Origin of the sequence: Enterobacter cloacae complex sp. SYL001, from assembly GCF_049237025.1 — a bacterium.
GTDB lineage: Bacteria > Pseudomonadota > Gammaproteobacteria > Enterobacterales > Enterobacteriaceae > Enterobacter > Enterobacter intestinihominis.
In genome coordinates this window covers 74,980-92,539 of the sequence record NZ_JBMKJI010000004.1, presented here as the reverse complement: position 1 = coordinate 92,539, position 17,560 = coordinate 74,980, and the positions used below count along the sequence as shown (strand labels likewise).

General features: G+C 52.7%; 18 protein-coding genes. 12 read left to right on the top strand and 6 right to left on the bottom strand.

Annotation, left to right across the window (positions count from 1 at the left end):
* The first annotated feature begins 3 nt into the window (after positions 1-3).
* From ulaD to ACOTZP_RS06565, 3 genes are read left to right on the top strand one after another with little or no spacing between them, the layout of a single operon-like run.
* Positions 4-654: a 3-keto-L-gulonate-6-phosphate decarboxylase UlaD gene (ulaD, locus tag ACOTZP_RS06575; RefSeq protein ID WP_022646832.1), complete on the top strand. Its 651-nt coding sequence runs from the start codon at positions 4-6 to the stop codon at positions 652-654.
* A gap of 9 nt (positions 655-663) precedes the next feature.
* Positions 664-1,524 carry an L-ribulose-5-phosphate 3-epimerase gene (locus ACOTZP_RS06570; RefSeq protein WP_032625199.1) on the top strand — a complete coding sequence of 287 codons (861 nt, stop codon included), beginning with the start codon at positions 664-666 and terminating at the stop codon, positions 1,522-1,524.
* Entirely contained in the window at positions 1,517-2,203 is a 687-nt protein-coding gene (locus tag ACOTZP_RS06565) for an L-ribulose-5-phosphate 4-epimerase (RefSeq protein ID WP_022646834.1), read from the top strand. The genes ACOTZP_RS06570 and ACOTZP_RS06565 overlap by 8 nt, the downstream gene beginning before the upstream one ends.
* Before the next feature lie 133 nt (positions 2,204-2,336).
* Here the strand turns inward: ACOTZP_RS06565 and yjfY are convergent, their stop codons facing one another.
* Positions 2,337-2,612 (bottom strand): DUF1471 family protein YjfY, encoded by a 276-nt coding sequence (yjfY, locus tag ACOTZP_RS06560; RefSeq protein ID WP_023299144.1) that lies wholly within the window; start codon positions 2,610-2,612, stop codon positions 2,337-2,339.
* 340 nt (positions 2,613-2,952) lie between these two features.
* Between yjfY and rpsF the strand changes: the two genes are divergently transcribed.
* From rpsF to ACOTZP_RS06535, 5 genes are all read left to right on the top strand, one after another.
* Positions 2,953-3,348, top strand: a complete 396-nt coding sequence (gene rpsF, locus ACOTZP_RS06555; RefSeq protein ID WP_003856034.1) for a 30S ribosomal protein S6 — start codon at positions 2,953-2,955, stop codon at positions 3,346-3,348.
* 6 nt (positions 3,349-3,354) lie between these two features.
* Positions 3,355-3,669, top strand: coding sequence for a primosomal replication protein N (gene priB, locus ACOTZP_RS06550; protein WP_022646836.1), 315 nt, complete (start codon positions 3,355-3,357; stop codon positions 3,667-3,669).
* 4 nt (positions 3,670-3,673) lie between these two features.
* A complete protein-coding gene (rpsR, locus tag ACOTZP_RS06545; protein WP_000135199.1) occupies positions 3,674-3,901 on the top strand; it encodes a 30S ribosomal protein S18 in 228 nt (75 codons plus the stop codon).
* A 41-nt stretch (positions 3,902-3,942) separates the two neighbouring features.
* Entirely contained in the window at positions 3,943-4,392 is a 450-nt protein-coding gene (gene rplI, locus ACOTZP_RS06540) for a 50S ribosomal protein L9 (RefSeq protein WP_006810372.1), read from the top strand.
* A 152-nt stretch (positions 4,393-4,544) separates the two neighbouring features.
* Positions 4,545-5,474 (top strand): DMT family transporter, encoded by a 930-nt coding sequence (locus ACOTZP_RS06535; RefSeq protein ID WP_271075063.1) that lies wholly within the window; start codon positions 4,545-4,547, stop codon positions 5,472-5,474.
* Positions 5,475-5,520: 46 nt separating this feature from the next.
* Here ACOTZP_RS06535 and ACOTZP_RS06530 read toward each other — a convergent pair whose 3' ends face one another.
* Positions 5,521-6,159: an OapA family protein gene (locus ACOTZP_RS06530; RefSeq protein WP_032625204.1), complete on the bottom strand. Its 639-nt coding sequence runs from the start codon at positions 6,157-6,159 to the stop codon at positions 5,521-5,523.
* Positions 6,160-6,390: 231 nt separating this feature from the next.
* Here ACOTZP_RS06530 and fklB point away from each other — a divergent pair, with 231 nt between their 5' ends.
* Entirely contained in the window at positions 6,391-7,011 is a 621-nt protein-coding gene (gene fklB, locus ACOTZP_RS06525) for an FKBP-type peptidyl-prolyl cis-trans isomerase (RefSeq protein ID WP_022646839.1), read from the top strand.
* A 314-nt stretch (positions 7,012-7,325) separates the two neighbouring features.
* Entirely contained in the window at positions 7,326-8,735 is a 1,410-nt protein-coding gene (gene cycA / locus ACOTZP_RS06520; RefSeq protein ID WP_022646840.1) for a D-serine/D-alanine/glycine transporter, read from the top strand.
* A gap of 86 nt (positions 8,736-8,821) precedes the next feature.
* Here the strand turns inward: cycA and ytfE are convergent, their stop codons facing one another.
* Positions 8,822-9,484: an iron-sulfur cluster repair protein YtfE gene (ytfE, locus tag ACOTZP_RS06515; protein ID WP_023299148.1), complete on the bottom strand. Its 663-nt coding sequence runs from the start codon at positions 9,482-9,484 to the stop codon at positions 8,822-8,824.
* Positions 9,485-9,729: 245 nt separating this feature from the next.
* Here ytfE and ACOTZP_RS06510 point away from each other — a divergent pair, with 245 nt between their 5' ends.
* Positions 9,730-11,373, top strand: coding sequence for a methyl-accepting chemotaxis protein (locus ACOTZP_RS06510; RefSeq protein WP_421633679.1), 1,644 nt, complete (start codon positions 9,730-9,732; stop codon positions 11,371-11,373).
* An 80-nt stretch (positions 11,374-11,453) separates the two neighbouring features.
* Here ACOTZP_RS06510 and ACOTZP_RS06505 read toward each other — a convergent pair whose 3' ends face one another.
* Entirely contained in the window at positions 11,454-12,419 is a 966-nt protein-coding gene (locus tag ACOTZP_RS06505) for a DMT family transporter (protein ID WP_032625208.1), read from the bottom strand.
* Between the two features lie 310 nt (positions 12,420-12,729).
* Between ACOTZP_RS06505 and ACOTZP_RS06500 the strand changes: the two genes are divergently transcribed.
* Positions 12,730-13,338 carry a hypothetical protein gene (locus ACOTZP_RS06500; RefSeq protein ID WP_271075062.1) on the top strand — a complete coding sequence of 203 codons (609 nt, stop codon included), beginning with the start codon at positions 12,730-12,732 and terminating at the stop codon, positions 13,336-13,338.
* A gap of 9 nt (positions 13,339-13,347) precedes the next feature.
* On the opposite strand, the gene ACOTZP_RS06495 is transcribed toward ACOTZP_RS06500, so the two are convergent.
* Together ACOTZP_RS06495 and ACOTZP_RS06490 are read right to left on the bottom strand one after the other, a co-directional pair.
* Positions 13,348-16,845 carry an ATP-binding protein gene (locus ACOTZP_RS06495; RefSeq protein ID WP_063841709.1) on the bottom strand — a complete coding sequence of 1,166 codons (3,498 nt, stop codon included), beginning with the start codon at positions 16,843-16,845 and terminating at the stop codon, positions 13,348-13,350.
* Positions 16,842-17,447: a response regulator transcription factor gene (locus ACOTZP_RS06490; protein WP_023305307.1), complete on the bottom strand. Its 606-nt coding sequence runs from the start codon at positions 17,445-17,447 to the stop codon at positions 16,842-16,844. Before ACOTZP_RS06490 ends, ACOTZP_RS06495 begins: the two co-directional genes overlap by 4 nt.
* Between the last annotated feature and the right edge of the window lie 113 nt (positions 17,448-17,560).

Here is a 17,560-nt window from a genome sequence, read left to right as displayed (position 1 = left end):
AAAATGTCATTACCAATGTTGCAGGTCGCGCTGGATAACCAGACGCTGTCTCACGCTTACGAAACCACCCGTCTGATTGCGGAAGAGGTGGACATCATCGAAGTCGGCACCATTCTGTGCGTGGGCGAAGGCGTTCGTGCGGTTCGTGACCTGAAGGCGCTCTATCCGCATAAAATCGTGCTGGCGGATGCCAAAATTGCCGATGCGGGCAAAATTCTCTCTCGCATGTGCTTTGAAGCCAACGCCGACTGGGTCACCGTGATCTGCTGTGCAGATATCAACACTGCGAAAGGCGCGCTGGACGTGGCGAAAGAGTTCAACGGCGACGTGCAGATTGAACTGACCGGCTTCTGGACCTGGGAGCAGGCACAGGAGTGGCGCGAAGCGGGTATCCAGCAGGTGGTTTATCACCGCAGCCGTGATGCGCAGGCCGCAGGTGTGGCGTGGGGCGAAGCTGATATCAACGCGATCAAACGCCTGGCCGATATGGGCTTCAAAGTGACCGTGACCGGTGGTCTGGCGCTGGAAGATCTGCCGCTGTTCAAGGGTATTCCAATCCACGTCTTTATTGCCGGTCGTAGCATTCGCGATGCGGAATCTCCGGTGGAAGCTGCGCGTCAGTTTAAACGCTCAATCGCTCAGCTTTGGGGTTAAGGAGCGGGTATGTTGTCAAAACAGGTCCCGCTTGGCATCTATGAAAAGGCACTCCCTGCGGGGGAGTGCTGGCTGGAGCGGTTACAGCTGGCGAAGCAGCTGGGTTTCGATTTTGTCGAAATGTCGGTGGATGAGACGGACGAGCGTCTTTCTCGCCTGGACTGGCGCCGCGACCAGCGTCTGGCGCTGGTGAGCGCCATTGCCGAAACCGGCGTGCGCGTGCCGTCCATATGCCTGAGCGCTCACCGTCGTTTTCCGCTTGGCAGCGAAGATGATGCCGTACGCGCCGAAGGGCTGGAGATCATGCGTAAAGCCATTCGCTTTGCACAGGATGTTGGCATCCGCGTGATCCAACTGGCGGGTTACGATGTTTACTATCAGGAAGCCAACGATGAGACGCGCCGTCGTTTCCGTGACGGCCTGAAAGAGAGCGTTGAGATGGCAAGCCGTGCGCAGGTGACGCTGGCGATGGAGATCATGGATTATCCATTGATGAACTCCATCAGCAAGGCGCTGGGCTACGCGCACTATCTGAACAATCCGTGGTTCCAGCTTTATCCGGATATCGGCAACCTGTCGGCATGGGATAACGACGTACAGATGGAGCTTCAGGCGGGCATCGGGCATATCGTGGCGGTGCACGTAAAAGATACCCGTCCCGGCGTGTTTAAAAACGTACCGTTCGGCACCGGGGTGGTGGATTTCGAACGGTGCTTCCAGACGCTCAAACAGACAGGTTATTGCGGACCTTACCTGATTGAGATGTGGAGCGAAACCGCGGACGACCCGGCGGCAGAAGTGGCGAAAGCCCGGGACTGGGTGCGCGAGCGCATGGCGCGGGCAGGCTTACTGGAGGCGGAACATGCTTAAGCTGAAACAGCAGGTCTTTGAGGCCAATATGGATCTCCCGCGCTATGGACTGGTGACGTTTACCTGGGGCAACGTAAGCGCCATCGATCGCGATCGGGGGCTGGTGGTGATTAAGCCGAGCGGCGTGGCCTATGACGCCATGAAAGTGGACGATATGGTGGTGGTTGACCTGGAAGGACACGTTGTTGAAGGCAAATGGCGTCCTTCTTCAGATACGGCAACCCATCTGGCGCTGTACCAGCGTTACCCGTCCCTGGGTGGTGTTGTGCATACCCATTCCACGCACGCCACCGCCTGGGCACAGGCCGGGCTGGCGATCCCTGCTTTGGGTACGACGCACGCGGACTACTTCTTCGGCGATATTCCCTGCACGCGGGCGTTAACGCAGGCTGAGGTCGAAGGCGAGTACGAACTTAACACCGGCAGGGTCATTATCGAAACGCTGGGTGAGACGGAACCACTGCATACGCCGGGTATTGTGGTGTACCAGCATGGTCCATTCTCCTGGGGTAAAGATGCGCATGACGCCGTGCATAACGCGGTGGTGATGGAAGAGGTGGCTCGAATGGCGTGGATTGCGCGCGGCATTAACCCACAGCTTCAGGGCATTGATGATTATCTGATGAACAAGCATTTCATGCGTAAGCACGGCCCGAATGCTTATTACGGGCAGAAGTGAATAAGTGCTCTGGAATACCGAAACAGTTGTAACCGGTGGTATTCCGGAGCCATTCATAAAAAAAGCCCCCGGCAGGGGGCAATCATATATAGCTATGATTTTCGTTGGCTTTCCTGGTGCTGGCGATAAAGCGTTACTGGTAAATATCTGCACTGGCGCGCATATTGCCGTTGCTGCCGGGCTCACGTGTCAGTATGACGTGATAGTATTTTGCGCCCTGCGCATCGGTTTCTTCATTAAGCGCCTGATCTGCTTCACTTTCAGTGGCGAAGTTATGATTGATGTAAATAACGCCTAAGCTCTGCACATCATCCATGTTTCTGGCCTGTCGGCTGTCTATCTTGATGGCTGCCATCGCGTTTGCACTGAGCAAAAGCGCAGCCAAAATGGCGAATGCGATTCTTTTCATGATATGCGCTCCACGACTGCGTGCTGTGATATGGGGTAATGCTCTCCTTCTCTGCTTAAGGCTTCTGATTAAAGTGTAATCGCTACTCGGGTTGCGATGGGTGACCATTTCTGATGATGTTGTTCAAAAAAACAGCGTTTCTGATAAGTGAGATTTTAAATCACCCACTTAGAACAGCTTTACCCTTTGTGCGAATTATTTGTGCAATCACCTTGTGTTTAGCGGGGCGCGCAAGTATTATGACGCGTCAATTTTTCAGCCGACCTTTAACACGTTCCTTGCCTCCCCGGGCCTCGGCTGACCCAGACAGGAGGCTGAATAATCCGTAAGGAGCAATTCGATGCGTCATTACGAAATCGTTTTTATGGTCCATCCTGACCAGAGCGAACAGGTTCCGGGTATGATCGAGCGTTACTCTGCTGCCATCACTGGTGCAGAAGGCACGATCCACCGTCTGGAAGACTGGGGCCGCCGTCAGCTGGCTTACCCAATCAACAAACTGCACAAAGCTCACTACGTTCTGATGAACGTTGAAGCGCCGCAGGAAGTGATTGATGAGCTGGAAACTACCTTCCGCTTCAACGATGCCGTTATCCGCAGCATGGTTATGCGTACCAAACACGCAGTGACCGAAGCATCTCCGATGGTTAAAGCGAAAGACGAGCGCCGTGAGCGTCGCGATGATTTCGCAAACGAAACCGCAGATGATTCTGATGCTGGGGATTCTGAAGAGTAATTTCTGATGACCAACCGTCTGGTGTTGTCCGGCACCGTGTGCAGGACCCCCCTTCGAAAGGTCAGCCCATCAGGAATTCCGCATTGCCAGTTCGTGCTTGAGCATCGTTCTGTGCAAGAGGAAGCCGGGTTTCACCGGCAGGCGTGGTGCCAAATGCCCGTTATCATTAGCGGACACGAAAACCAGGCCATTACTCACAGTTTAACGGTCGGTAGTGCAGTAATCGTTCAGGGGTTCATCTCTTGCCACAAGGCAAAGAACGGCCTGAGCAAAATGGTTCTGCATGCCGAGCAGATTGATTTGATAGATACTGGAGACTAGCCAAATGGCACGTTATTTCCGTCGTCGCAAGTTCTGCCGTTTCACCGCGGAAGGCGTTCAAGAGATCGACTATAAAGATATCGCAACGCTGAAAAACTACATCACCGAAAGCGGTAAGATTGTCCCAAGCCGTATCACCGGTACTCGTGCAAAATATCAGCGTCAGCTGGCTCGCGCTATCAAACGCGCTCGCTACCTGTCTCTGCTGCCGTACACTGATCGTCATCAGTAATCGGGCACGGTCCATTAATACGACTTTAAGAGGATAAGGTAATGCAAGTTATTCTGCTTGATAAAGTAGCAAACCTGGGCAGCCTGGGTGATCAGGTAAACGTTAAAGCGGGTTACGCTCGTAACTTCCTGGTACCACAGGGTAAAGCTGTTCCAGCTACTAAGAAAAACGTAGAGTTTTTCGAAGCACGTCGTGCTGAACTGGAAGCCAAACTGGCTGACGTTCTGGCGGCTGCTAACGCTCGCGCTGAAGCAATCAACGCACTGGGCACCGTTACCATCGCGTCTAAAGCTGGCGACGAAGGTAAACTGTTCGGTTCCATCGGTACCCGCGATATCGCTGATGCAGTTACTGCGGCAGGCGTTAAAGTGGCTAAGAGCGAAGTTCGTATGCCGAACGGCGTTCTGCGTACCACTGGTGAGCACGAAGTTGACTTCCAGGTTCACAGCGAAGTGTTCGCTAAACTGGTTGTTAACGTAGTAGCTGAGTAATTTTTTACTCTGCTCACGTCGAAGCGCCGGCCTTGTGCCGGCGTTTTGCTTTTTAGCGTGACCCTACGTCATGTTTTGCGATTGTAAGGTCGCTATTCCTGATGCATTCTCTGATAATAAATTGAAACGCAATTTTATTTATGAGATTTGTCATGGATACCGCTCTGCCCACGCCCGTCTTTGCCCGTCGAAATGTGGCCTATGCCTGCGCCACGCTCTGCTGTCTGCTTTGGGGAAGCTCATACCCGGCCATTAAAAGCGGCTACGAACTCTTCCAGATCGCGACCGATGATATTCCGTCCAAAGTCGTCTTTGCTGGATACCGTTTTCTGTTTGCCGGTGCGTTGCTGCTGCTCTTTGCCCTGGCCCAACGTAAACCGATTGCCAGGCTCACACCCACGCAGTTTGGTCAGCTCACGATCCTCGGGCTGACCCAGACCACCATCCAGTACACCTTCTTTTATATCGGCCTTGCTTACACCACCGGGGTGAACGGTTCGATCATGAATGCCACCGGGACCTTCTTCAGCGTGCTGCCGGCGCACTTTATCTACCACAACGACAAACTCAGCTATAACAAAACGCTGGGCTGTGTTCTGGGCTTTACCGGCGTGATGCTGGTGAACTTCCACGGCGGGTTAAGTGATTTCCAGTTTGTCTGGCAAGGTGACGGATTTGTGGTGCTGGCGGCCTTTATTCTCTCTGCGGCCACGCTTTACGGGAAACGCATTTCCCAGACCGTTGACCCGACGGTGATGACGGGATGGCAGCTGGCGATAGGCGGGGCGGCACTGGTTGCGGGAGGCTATGCCACGGGCGGGGCGCTGGAGGTGCACAGCATGAAGGCCGTCGCCGTGCTGGGGTATCTGACGCTGCTCTCATCCGTGGCGTTCGCCCTGTGGAGCGCGCTGCTGAAAGTGAACCGCGTGAGTATGATTGCCCCGTTCAACTTTGTCATACCTGTAGCAGGAACAGTGCTCTCCGCCATATTCCTCGGCGAAGACATTCTGGACATCAAATACGCGATTGCGCTGGTGCTGGTCTGCTCGGGGATCTGGTGGGTGAATAAACGTCGTGCCTGAGAACAAAAGTGCCGGGGGGCGGCTTCGCCTTACCCGGCCTGGGCTATTAACGTGCTCTGATAAAACTGCCGTCCGGCTGGCGGGTAAACAGTACCTGCTGCCCGTTTCCGGTATCGATCGTTAACCCGGTCACCACCCCACTGGCATTCTGGCGGATCTGCACCATCTGACCATTTTGCAAGTTGCTGAGCGGCTTGCCAGCCCCCTCGACTTGCGCCATGGCATACACATCCGTTGCCGGCAGATTGTGGTCGCGGAACAGCTGAGCAAGGGTTTTACCTGGCTCTACGCGATACGAACGCCACTGCTGCTCAATGCCGGTGGGCTGTTGCGCCTGTGGCTCTGAAGGGGCGGCGGCCTGCTCCTGATCTTCCTGAACAGGTTCAGGTTCAACCGGCGCAACCTGGCCCGGATCGTTAGACGGTGTGACCAGTTGCGTCTGCATCGGCTGTGAATCAGGCTGCGGCTGGCTTTGCGACTGGATATCCAGCTCAGCATTGCGGCTTACCGGCCCGGTATCAACGTTGTCACTGCCGGAAGGAAGCAGGAAACCGATGACCATCAGCAACGCGCCGATGATAATGCCTCTGCGGTGCAAAGGCGGCAGCGGGTCCATGATGCGAAAGTTATCCGGCGCATGCCAGATTTTCGCCAGGGTAGGTTTCAGTTCAAATCGCCCGGGCATGGCTCTCCTCCTGCTCCGCGTCTTTTTATCCTGTCCTGAGAAGTGTAGTTTGCTAACTGCCTGATGGGCGTAACAAAGCCAGCTTTCGTGACATATATTAGGGAAAATCCTGACGGCTACTATTGTTTCCGTTTCGTCGCAGTTTGTCACCTTTACTTAAGACAAAGTTTTACCCATAAGGGCATGGCTGATATGCTGCCCGCTACTTTAAATGTGATGGAAGGAAAACCCATGACCACCCCGACTTTTGACACTATCGAAGCGCAGGCAAGCTACGGCATCGGCTTGCAGGTAGGACAGCAGCTGAGCGAATCCGGCCTGGAAGGTCTGTTACCGGAAGCGCTGGTGGCGGGTATCGCTGACGCGCTGGAAGGCAAGCAGCCCGCTGTGCCGGTTGACGTTGTGCACCGTGCGCTGCGTGAAATCCACGAACGTGCTGACACTGTACGTCGCGCGCGTTTCGAAGAGATGGCGGCAGAAGGCGTGAAATATCTGGAAGAGAACCGTGAGCGTGAAGGCGTGAACAGCACCGAATCCGGCTTGCAGTTCCGCGTAATCAATCAGGGTGATGGCGCAATCCCGGCGCGTACCGACCACGTTCGCGTACACTACACCGGTAAGCTGATCGACGGCACCGTGTTCGACAGCTCCGTCGCGCGTGGCGAACCGGCTGAATTCCCGGTCAACGGCGTGATTGCAGGCTGGATCGAAGCCCTGACCCTGATGCCAGTAGGTTCAAAATGGGAACTGACTATCCCGCACAACCTGGCATACGGCGAGCGTGGCGCTGGCGCGTCCATTCCGCCATTCAGCACCCTGGTGTTTGAAGTCGAGCTGCTGGAAATCCTGTAATCGGTTTTTCTTATTTTCCTCTCTCCGATCGGGGAGAGGAAAATAGCGATAAAACCTGGAGTTACGACGGAATCAACATTTTGTATTGCAAACGAAACTGTTACGTGTATTTTTGTGAGCTGTTTCGCGCTGTATGAGTGATATGACACTCACTTTCAACATATTATTAACATAATATTCAAATCATAGTATTCATCCCGCCGATTCTTACTTACTATCGATAAGCCCTTACAAAGGGAGCGTCATTTTTTTGGCGTATTTAAAGGCCAGAAGAGCCTTAACAACACAGACAGGCATAAACAGGAAAATATCACATGGTAGATCAGGTCAAAGTCGCCGCCGCAGAAGAGGCGACGTCTGAACAGTCGCTACGGCGAAATCTCACGAACCGTCACATTCAGCTCATTGCCATTGGCGGCGCCATCGGCACAGGGCTGTTTATGGGCTCGGGCAAAACCATCAGTCTTGCAGGCCCGTCGATCATCTTCGTTTATATGATCATCGGTTTTATGCTCTTTTTCGTGATGCGTGCAATGGGTGAATTGCTGCTCTCGAACCTCGAATACAAATCCTTCAGCGACTTCGCGTCAGACCTGCTCGGCCCGTGGGCGGGCTATTTTACCGGCTGGACCTACTGGTTCTGCTGGGTGGTTACCGGCATGGCGGATGTTGTCGCTATTACGGCCTACGCCCAATTCTGGTTCCCCGGCCTGTCGGACTGGGTGGCCTCGCTGGCGGTGATTGTCCTGCTGCTGAGCCTCAACCTCGCGACCGTTAAAATGTTCGGTGAGATGGAGTTCTGGTTCGCGATGATCAAAATCGTCGCCATCATCGCGCTGATTGTCGTCGGGCTGGTAATGGTGCTGACGCACTTCCAGTCGCCAACTGGCGTTCAGGCCTCGTTTGCCCATCTGTGGAATGATGGCGGCTGGTTCCCGAAAGGCATCAGCGGCTTCTTCGCCGGTTTCCAGATTGCGGTGTTCGCGTTTGTCGGGATTGAGCTGGTGGGAACCACGGCGGCGGAAACTAAAGATCCGGAGAAATCCCTGCCGCGCGCGATCAACTCCATTCCGCTGCGTATCATCATGTTCTACGTGTTCGCGCTGATCATCATTATGTCCGTGACGCCATGGAGCTCAGTAGTGCCAACCAAGAGCCCGTTCGTCGAGCTGTTCGTTCTGGTGGGGCTGCCTGCTGCCGCGAGCCTGATTAACTTCGTGGTGCTGACCTCTGCGGCCTCTTCCGCGAACAGCGGCGTCTTCTCCACCAGCCGTATGCTGTTTGGTCTGGCGCAGGAGGGCGTTGCCCCGAGCGCGTTCGCCAAACTGTCTAAACGTGCGGTACCGGCGAAAGGGCTGACCTTCTCCTGCATCTGTCTGCTGGGCGGTGTGGTGATGCTCTACGTTAACCCGAGCGTAATCGGCGCGTTCACCATGATCACCACGGTGTCGGCGATCCTGTTTATGTTCGTCTGGACCATCATCCTCTGCTCATACCTGGTGTACCGCAAACAGCGTCCACATCTGCATGAGAAGTCGATCTACAAGATGCCACTGGGCAAGCTGATGTGCTGGGTGTGCATGGCGTTCTTCGTCTTCGTGCTGGTGCTACTGACGCTGGAAGAAGATACCCGTCAGGCGCTCATCGTCACGCCGCTGTGGTTTATCGCGCTGGGGCTGGGCTGGCTGTTTATCGGTAAGAAACGGATGGCAGGCATGCGTTAAGCATGTTGCCGGGTGGCGCTGACGCTTACCCGGCCTACGTTCGAGGACGTTGTAGGCCCGGTAAGCGCTAGCGCCACCGGGCTTTTTTATTTACCCGATAATGCACGCGGGAACAGAACGTTATTCTCAAGACTGATGTGTTCCATCAGATCGTCGATCATCTCGTTGATGCCGTTGTACATCGCTTTCCAGGTGGTGCACGCCTCTGGCGGCGGTGTGACATTGTGGGTGGTGTGTTTGATCACTTCCAGCAGTTCGCCGGCGTCATCATGTTCGCTTTCCATCACGCTGATTGGCCCCATTGCCTGGCTGCCCATGCCCTGTTTGATCATCGGGAAGAGGATCTGCTCCTCTTTCATCATGTGGCTGGATAGTTCTTCGTGCAGCATGGTCAGGTATTTCGCCAGGCCGCGCGGTACGGAAGGTTTATCGGCGTGAACGCGCTCAACTTTGGTGGCCTGTAAAATCAGCTCCGGCAGCTGTTCGCGGTGACGGTCGTGGTAACGCACAATGATATGGTCGATGATTTCAGCCAGCGGCGCGGTGCGCCAGTCTTTGTCGACAGGCTGTTCTGCCAGCTTAGCCAGCTCCGCTTCGATAGCTTCTACATCCAGCTCTTTACGCGACGCTGCGCGCGCCAGCGTTTGCTTACCGCCGCAGCAGTAATCCATATCGTATTTACGGAACAGCGCTGAAGCGCGAGGGATGGAGAGCGCCAGCTCGCCTAAGGGTTGGTCGCGGAAGGCCATAGCAGTTACCTCATCATCAGGAATATAAGATGCATTTTAAATGCATCTTTATGTGGATACTATAACCCTTTAGAGGCAAGGGTAAAAATGAGAAGGGGATCACAAAAAAATCGTGCTTTTAACTTGCTGATTGAATGCAGAAAAGGGCTTTCGAAAGTTTTTAAAGGTGGAGAAACAGTAAACAACCTGCCGCGCGTGCCGATAGATACAGGTCAGACAATACCTGTATATAAAAAAGGCAACGCATGTTTAAACGTATAAAAGTCATTACTCTTTTGATTTCGGTGCTGCTTGTGCTCGGCATCATGCAACTGATCTCCGCTGGCATTTTCATTAATGCGCTCAATAACGACAAAGAGAACTTCACCGTTTCTCAGCTTTCCAGCCAGAACGTCGCGGAGTTTACCGACGCCTGGATCAGCCTGAATCAGGCGCGTGTTACCCTTAACCGCGGCATGCTGCGTCTGCAAAGCAGCATGGCGTCGCAGATTAACGGCGGGCAGCTGAACGAGCTGGTCAATACCGCGAAAAACCTGCTGGCTGATGCCCAGACACATTACGATAAATATTACGCGCTGCCGGAAACGCCGGGTATGGACGAGCACCTGGCCGACAGGCTGGAAGAGCACTACCGCATCTACTCCGCCACGCTGACGCAAATGAACATTCTGCTGGGGCAGGGCAATCTGGAAGATATGTTCAAACAAAATGCCGAACAGAAGCAGACCGCGATGCAAAAGGTCTATCGCGAATGGCGCGAGGCGCAGGCCGCGCTCACCGACAAAGGCATCAAAGACAATGAAAGCGACTACAAACGCATTCTGTGGATCCTCTCTGCGGTGATGCTGCTGGTGATCGCGGTGATTATTTCCAGCTGGATTGCGATGCGCCGCGTGCTGCTGCTGCCGCTGGAAGAGGTGATCAGCCATATCCGCGCCATTGCGGCAGGGGATTTAACCCAGCCGATTCAGGCTGAGGGTAAAAATGAAATGGCGATCCTGGCGCGCAACGTTCAGGAGATGCAGACTGCGCTGGCCAACACGGTGGGCGTGGTGCGTGAAGGCGCAGATACCATCTACACCGGCGCGGGTGAAATCTCGGCGGGCAGCAACGATCTCTCGTCTCGCACCGAGCAGCAGGCCGCTTCTCTGGAAGAGACGGCAGCCAGCATGGAACAGTTAACCGCCACCGTGAAGCAAAACGCCGATAACGCGCGTCAGGCGTCGCGTCTGGCGCTGGACGCCTCCTCCACCGCGAAGAAGGGCGGAAATGTGGTAGAAGGCGTGGTGCGCACCATGGACGAAATCGCCACCAGTTCCAGCAAAATTGCGCAAATTACCAACGTAATCGATGGCATTGCCTTCCAGACCAATATTCTGGCGCTGAACGCGGCGGTAGAAGCGGCGCGTGCGGGCGAGCAGGGGCGTGGCTTCGCGGTTGTCGCGGGTGAGGTGCGTACCCTTGCCCAGCGCAGCGCTCAGGCGGCGAAAGAGATCAAAGCCCTGATCGATGATTCCGGCGAGCGCGTTAACGCGGGCTCTCAGCTGGTAAATGAAGCGGGCGCGACGATGGCAGAGATCGTCAATGCAGTTACGCGCGTGACGGACATCATGGGTGAGATTGCGTCGGCCTCCGACGAACAGAGCCGCGGTATCGACCAGGTGGGCCAGGCGGTGGCGGAGATGGATCGCGTTACCAAGCAGAACGCCTCGCTGGTGGAGGAGTCTGCGGCGGCGGCGGCGCTGGAAGATCAGGCCGCGCGCCTGAACGACGCGGTGGCGGTGTTTAAGATCACCCGTAACCAGGCGGTGAAAGCCGCGCCGGTAAAGACCTATGCACCTAAAGCGCAGCCCGTAGCGGCGTCTGAAGCGAACTGGGAAACGTTCTGATACTGTGCCGGGTGGCGCTGACGCTTACCCGGCCTACGGTTTTGTAGGCCCTGCAAGCTAAGCGCCGCTGGTCGAAAAGCTCACCCCTCCGACGCCGGAACGACCATCGGTTTTTCCGGCTTCGCTCTCACCGCAATCACCACCCCAACGACCAGCAGCGCGATCCCGCAGGCCGTTAGCAGCGGCGGCACGCTCTGGCGCATCAGGAAGGTATAGAGCAGCCCGGCCAGCGTTTCAAAGACAATCAGCGGCCCCAGTATCACCGTCGGCAGCTTCTGGCTGGCAATGTTCCAGCACAGCGCGCCAACCCACGAACAGAGCACGGCAATGGCGACCATTAACCCGACGAATACCCACGGGCGCGGTCCGAAGGGCAGGGCGAAATCCGGATGCTGGCTACCCAGCCAGATACATGCACCCACATAGCCCAGCAACGAGACAGGAAGCGTGACCAGAGCCTGCGCCGTCGCCCACATCATCGGATGCTTATCCGGGTTTTCCCGCAGCCAGCGTGCGTTGCGCAGGGCATACCAAGCCCAGCAGACAACCGAAATAACCGCCAGAAAGATCCCAGAACCGTAACGCCACAAGCTGAAGTTTTCGAGGCCGTGGCGTAGCTCGGCAATATTCACGCACACCAGCCCCACGGCGATGCAGACCAGCGCAGGCACCATCTTTGACCACGCCAGTTTCCCGTCTCGCTGGCTATAAAGCAGGTTTGCGAAAACCGGAATGACCACCGGCAGCGTGCCGATAATCATGGTCGACACCGGCGCACCGGTACGCTGAATGGCGCTCGCCAGGCAGACGTAGTAGATAAGATTACCCATCATGGTCAGCCACAGCGCGGTGAGCCAGTCCTGGCAACTCAGCTGGCGCAGACGCGCACGCCCCAGCCATGCCAGCGGCACGGCAATAAGCCCCAGCGCCAGATAGCGTCCGGTCGACTGCAATATTGCCGGGTACTCCGGCACAATCAGCGGGCCGACGAAAATCAGCCCCCACATCAACCCTGCAAGCAGGGCATACAACACGCCGCTAATCATCTTTTCGTCCACAGTAATACATGTTGTAGCCAGTGTAGGAGGCACAGATGCACGCGTATTGTATGAGGTTGCGCATTAGCGCTCAGGGAACGTAAAGACATGGGGCCAAAGCGTCAGCCGCCAGGATACTTTTTCCGTGGTTTCAGTTTAATCTCTACAAGACATACCTATAAGACCTACAGGCTTCGAAGGACGGTGTCATTACTATAGTCGACGGATTTTTACGACCACGGCATAACGTCGGTTTTCATATCCTGCAATCAACGACGTGGGACGATGAGAACGATCGGCCTATTTTACAGGAAAGAAGATGCAGGAAGTCATATGGTCCGAACAGGTGATGCTGACAGGGCGTTCCCGTATTTCTATCAGCGGAGCCAATAATGTATTTTGTTCCGCGCTGGTGGTGCTTTTCAGGAATATTATTTCGCCAGACATTATTACCATGCCAGAGATCCAGGTGCAGGTCTTTGTCGGAATGACGCTGCCACAGGTGTTCGTATGGCGGATGAAGGAGGATGCGGCAATGGAAGGGAAGATCCCTCGTATTGTTTTCTGTACTGACTCTTGCTTCCAAATGCTGTCAGGGACCAGCGGATATGAACGAACACTGTTCATTACTCCAGATACCAGCATTTATGCGGTGGCTGAAATAATCAGACGCTGGATTGCCGGTTACGCCTCGCACGCTTCGGACAACGTTCTGCCTCTGCTCACTCGATGTGATAACCGAACCATGCAAATGCTGGAAAAAGATATCCCACTTCCTCTTGAGGCCAGACGGCTCTTTCGCTCGGTAAAAACGCTTTATTGTCAGCGCGCTTTACTGTCGGACCGGATCGGGACGCACAGCCGTCAGGAATTATATCTAAAAGCGCGTCTGATACTCAGTCAAAGCCAAACATTAGCGCTTGGTTAGGCTCAAGGTTCATGACGAGAGATCGCTTACCGCATCTTCAAGACGTAGCGCAAGCTGAAGGCAGAGGCTGATGGTTTTCCTGTCTGCGGCTTCTTCCAGTTCAGTACATAAGTCAGCCAGCGAATCGTTCTTCAGAAGATAAAAACCGCCTTTCATCAGGTGAGCAAGTTCGGCGATCTGCAAGAAATCTTCCGCGCTGATAGCGTCGTGCAAATCGCTGATGGTGACGTCGAGATGCGCTAAGCAGGAGTTAAATACATGCTGGTCGACCCGATCTTCCGCTTTTGCGCATGCGTTTGTGGCGGGCTGGATAGCGCTGGCAAATTTGCTTAATGCGAGGGATAGGGTTTTGAGCGAAACGGGTTTAAAGAGGCATTCCGTCATCCCGGCCTGAAGACAGGCTCCTCTTTGTTCATCGCGGGCATCAGCCGTCAGGCCGATAATTACAGTATCGCTGTTTTCCTTACGGATTAATTTTGTCAGCTCAATTCCTGAGATATACGGCATATTACAGTCAGTGATAATAATCTCGGCACCGGTGCTTCTCCACTGAGCATATGCGTCACGCGGATCGCTACATTCGATCACGACGTAGCCAAGGTATGACAGCTGCTTATTTAACAGCATGAGATTTGGGTAAAAATCATCAACGACAAGAACGGTGGCTGAGCTGTTTTGACGCTGGATATCTATAACCTCTGCCGCAGCACGCTTGCTCTTCTGTTGGCTTACGCCCACTTTTAACGTAATGTCGACTCTGGTTCCCACGCCCGGTTGACTATGAAGTTGTATGCCTCCACCCAAAGCTTCACAAAGCCGGCGAGAGATGAGGAGTCCAAGCCCGGAGCCTGACTGATGAGAATAGCCGTTAATATCAGCCTGGGAAAAAGGTCGGAATAATGTCTGTTGCCCTTCAGGCGATATACCGCAGCCCGTATCCGTTATGGCAATTTGCAGCAGGGCGACGTCTGTGACTTGAGAATTAACGCATTCTACTGCGACACGCACTTCGCCTTCATTCGTGAATTTGATGGCATTACTGATGATATTGCTGACAACCTGTCTGAACCGAAGCTCATCTGTTGTCACAATGATGTCGTCGAGCTTTGCTGGATATAGGAGTACAAGCTCGATACCGTTGTTGAACGCGCCAGGCCTGAATAAGGAGATAATCTGTTCAATGGTTTTTCTGAGCTCCATTTCTGTATAATGAATAACCAGTTTTTCAGATTCAATCATGGAAATATCAAGGATATTACCAATAAGTTCCTGTAGTACGTTTGACGAAGAATAGGCGACGTCGAATGCGGTACTGTCTATGATTCCATCGTGGAGTTTTTTTGTTCCAAGCTCCAGCATACCGATAATGGCATTCAGAGGCGTTCTAATTTCATGGCTCATGGTGGCAAGAAAAGTGGATTTTGCTACATTCGCCCTTTCAGATTCCTTCCTGGCTGCTCTTAGGCTCTCTTCCATTTCGATTCTCGACGTGATGTCAATCCAGCCGCCAATAACGCCATTTACGCGGCCTTCGGCATCCAGGAATGGCACCATCCAGTGATATATCACGGCATCAGGGCGCCCATCGCTGAATGTAATTGCCCGGTCTTTCGATATTGATACCTTATCCCGTAACACGCTGAAGAAATCCTGGCGGTATGTTTCAAGAGACGAAAGATGTGAGGCCGTTGTATTTTCATACTCAGCCTGACTAAAAGCGTATTCCTGTTCGATATGGAAATCTTTTAAAGCTTCCGTATAGGCCTCATTAAACGATATGAGCTCTGCATCTTTATTACGAACATACAGGGGATTCGGCGTGCCGTTGATAAGCGCGTTTGTCAAAGCCAGCTGATCGTCCAGTTTTCTCTGGGTCCGCTGTGCATGTCGAACGTGCTTTCGAAGGACAAGCGCCCAGCCGGTGGAAATCATGCCCAGCAGGAGAAGGACTATTACCGTGTAGAGAATGGCGGTTTTGTTTGCTTCGATGAAACTTGTTTTTGAGGGCGCGGCGGTCCATTTCGTGGTGATATCGTCGAGTTCAGATCCGGCGAGGTTCTTTAATGATTTATTGATTATTTCATACAAAATTTCATTGTGCGCGGAAATGCCCAAGGAAAGTTTGGCAAAATTTCCATCAACTATATCGTCTATGGCCAGGGAATATTGATGCGTGTGTGTGTAATAATTAGCGGAGACAAAATTATCAAGTACGGCATCGACTTTGTTACTGCCTAATAAATCATAGGCAGCTGCCGTCGAAGATACAGGCACAACGGTATGCGAAGTGAGATCATAACCCTCGAGATGATTAACATCCATAAAAGTCGCGATCCGGCGAGCGCGTGTAGGCACTTTTTTTAGGCTCTCACCGTGACGAGTAACGAAAACAAGAGGAAACTGAATGAAGCTTCGGGTAAACCGATATCGCGTATCGGTGTTGTATACGGAGCTGGCAAAGCCAACGATCTCATCAGGGTTAATGTTCTTTGATGACGGGTTTTCTGGCAAAAATGCAAACGTGACGTTAAGCATTTTGCCAATGAGACTAAATACATCAGGGATGATGCCAGTAAACGTACCGTTAGCATACTCTGAAAAAGGTTGCGCGGTTGTTGGCAGCTGAACATAAAACTGCTTTTTACCTTGTAACCACCGGGCTTCCTTTTCGGTGAGATATTGTGGTGAACCCGGCGTGATAAAATCACTGGATTTATCCCAGCCCCTTATGAATTCTGACAGATCTGACTGGGATATCTTTTGTAGCCCGGATTCTATGATTTGTCTGGTTTTTATATCAGAGTTACGTATTGCGAAGTATACTTTTCCTTCTGCCTGGTCAATGGTATTAAGCTGGCGACTGACGTGAAGGGTGTTGAAAACGCTATTGTTATAAAAATAACCAGCACTTATTGCATCACCCACATAGATATCGTTTTTATGGAGGGCGACAGAGGCAAGCGCATTCAGTACGGAATCGTAGCGGTTTATTTTTGCTTCAGGATAGCGCTCTTTTATAAACTCATCAGAAATAAACCGATCAACGATGGCAATCGTCTCGTAATCTTTTGTATCGAGTTTATTTTCCGCGGGTGCGATTTCAACTATTTTATTCGTTGAAATAACCGGGAGATAAGAATACCTGGATTTTTTCGTTTCAGTTACCGGACCAGTGGTCGTGATCGCATCAATAGACCCTTCTGCCAGCGCGTCAAAAGCAGCGACAGCGTTATCGAAAAGGGTGACAGAGAAATGGATATCCGAATTATTACGGATTGTACGCAGTATGTCGGCATTGATCCCATCAAGGTATTCGCCATTAATAACGATATCGAAAGGCGGATAATCGGGTCTGTAAACACCCACCTTCAGAGATTGCTTATAAAAACGCTGGATGGTTGTATCGGGGTAAAGTTCCAGAGACAGAGATTTGTCGCTCAGTGGTTCCGCACAGGCGTACAATGGCAATAAAATAAGCAGCAGCTTAAAGTGAACCCATCGCTTCATTCAATCTTTTCTCTTTTAGCAATCTCGATCAAATCAACCAGTGTCGTAACGCCCATTTTTGTCATTATCCGGGTTTTATAGGTACTGATTGTTTTGCTGCTCAGGCACATGCTGTCTGCTATTTCAATATTTTTCATTCCAGCAATGATTTTACGCAGTACCTCTAGCTCGCGGTTTGTCAGTGAGGATGATTTTCTTGATGTAAAATTGTTGGCATAGCTTATATTTGGAAAAAATGTAAAACCAGAATTGATGGCTTTGATCGCCGCTGAAACATCTTCCATACCCTCATTCTTTGTCAAAAATCCAGACACGCCGGACATCATGCATCTGCTGGCATAGAGTTCCGCTGACTGTGAGGTGAACACTAGGATTTTTGTATTAATCTCTGCTTTTCGCACCGCCGCGATAACCGACATCCCATCCATGTTAGGAATACCAATATCCAGTATGACGATATTGTATTTCCCTTTTTTTATCTGGTTTATAGCCTGCGCACCGTTATCACATTCATCCACATGAGTGAAGCCTATCTTTTCTAATGTCATTTTCAATGCCATGCGGACTGAAGGATGATCGTCTACAACAAGTGCGGTTTTCATACTAACCCTTAATATAATCGGCAAGCGATGCATTATTCTGATGTTAACGCATTAGCCTGGTTCATTCCACTGGTGCGGCGACAAACTGGCTGTAGGTTGAACCCGTGCAGTCA

Coding starts and splice junctions, on each gene's coding strand:
- ACOTZP_RS06495 (WP_063841709.1), bottom strand. CDS start 16,845: ATGAAGCGATGGGTTCACTTTAAGCTGCTGCTTATTTTATTGCCATTG.
- ytfE (WP_023299148.1), bottom strand. CDS start 9,484: ATGGCCTTCCGCGACCAACCCTTAGGCGAGCTGGCGCTCTCCATCCCT.
- ACOTZP_RS06565 (WP_022646834.1), top strand. CDS start 1,517: ATGCTTAAGCTGAAACAGCAGGTCTTTGAGGCCAATATGGATCTCCCG.
- ulaD (WP_022646832.1), top strand. CDS start 4: ATGTCATTACCAATGTTGCAGGTCGCGCTGGATAACCAGACGCTGTCT.
- yjfY (WP_023299144.1), bottom strand. CDS start 2,612: ATGAAAAGAATCGCATTCGCCATTTTGGCTGCGCTTTTGCTCAGTGCA.
- ACOTZP_RS06505 (WP_032625208.1), bottom strand. CDS start 12,419: ATGATTAGCGGCGTGTTGTATGCCCTGCTTGCAGGGTTGATGTGGGGG.
- fklB (WP_022646839.1), top strand. CDS start 6,391: ATGACCACCCCGACTTTTGACACTATCGAAGCGCAGGCAAGCTACGGC.
- ACOTZP_RS06490 (WP_023305307.1), bottom strand. CDS start 17,447: ATGAAAACCGCACTTGTTGTAGACGATCATCCTTCAGTCCGCATGGCA.
- rpsR (WP_000135199.1), top strand. CDS start 3,674: ATGGCACGTTATTTCCGTCGTCGCAAGTTCTGCCGTTTCACCGCGGAA.
- ACOTZP_RS06570 (WP_032625199.1), top strand. CDS start 664: ATGTTGTCAAAACAGGTCCCGCTTGGCATCTATGAAAAGGCACTCCCT.
- ACOTZP_RS06500 (WP_271075062.1), top strand. CDS start 12,730: ATGCAGGAAGTCATATGGTCCGAACAGGTGATGCTGACAGGGCGTTCC.
- ACOTZP_RS06530 (WP_032625204.1), bottom strand. CDS start 6,159: ATGCCCGGGCGATTTGAACTGAAACCTACCCTGGCGAAAATCTGGCAT.
- cycA (WP_022646840.1), top strand. CDS start 7,326: ATGGTAGATCAGGTCAAAGTCGCCGCCGCAGAAGAGGCGACGTCTGAA.
- rpsF (WP_003856034.1), top strand. CDS start 2,953: ATGCGTCATTACGAAATCGTTTTTATGGTCCATCCTGACCAGAGCGAA.
- ACOTZP_RS06535 (WP_271075063.1), top strand. CDS start 4,545: ATGGATACCGCTCTGCCCACGCCCGTCTTTGCCCGTCGAAATGTGGCC.
- priB (WP_022646836.1), top strand. CDS start 3,355: ATGACCAACCGTCTGGTGTTGTCCGGCACCGTGTGCAGGACCCCCCTT.
- rplI (WP_006810372.1), top strand. CDS start 3,943: ATGCAAGTTATTCTGCTTGATAAAGTAGCAAACCTGGGCAGCCTGGGT.
- ACOTZP_RS06510 (WP_421633679.1), top strand. CDS start 9,730: ATGTTTAAACGTATAAAAGTCATTACTCTTTTGATTTCGGTGCTGCTT.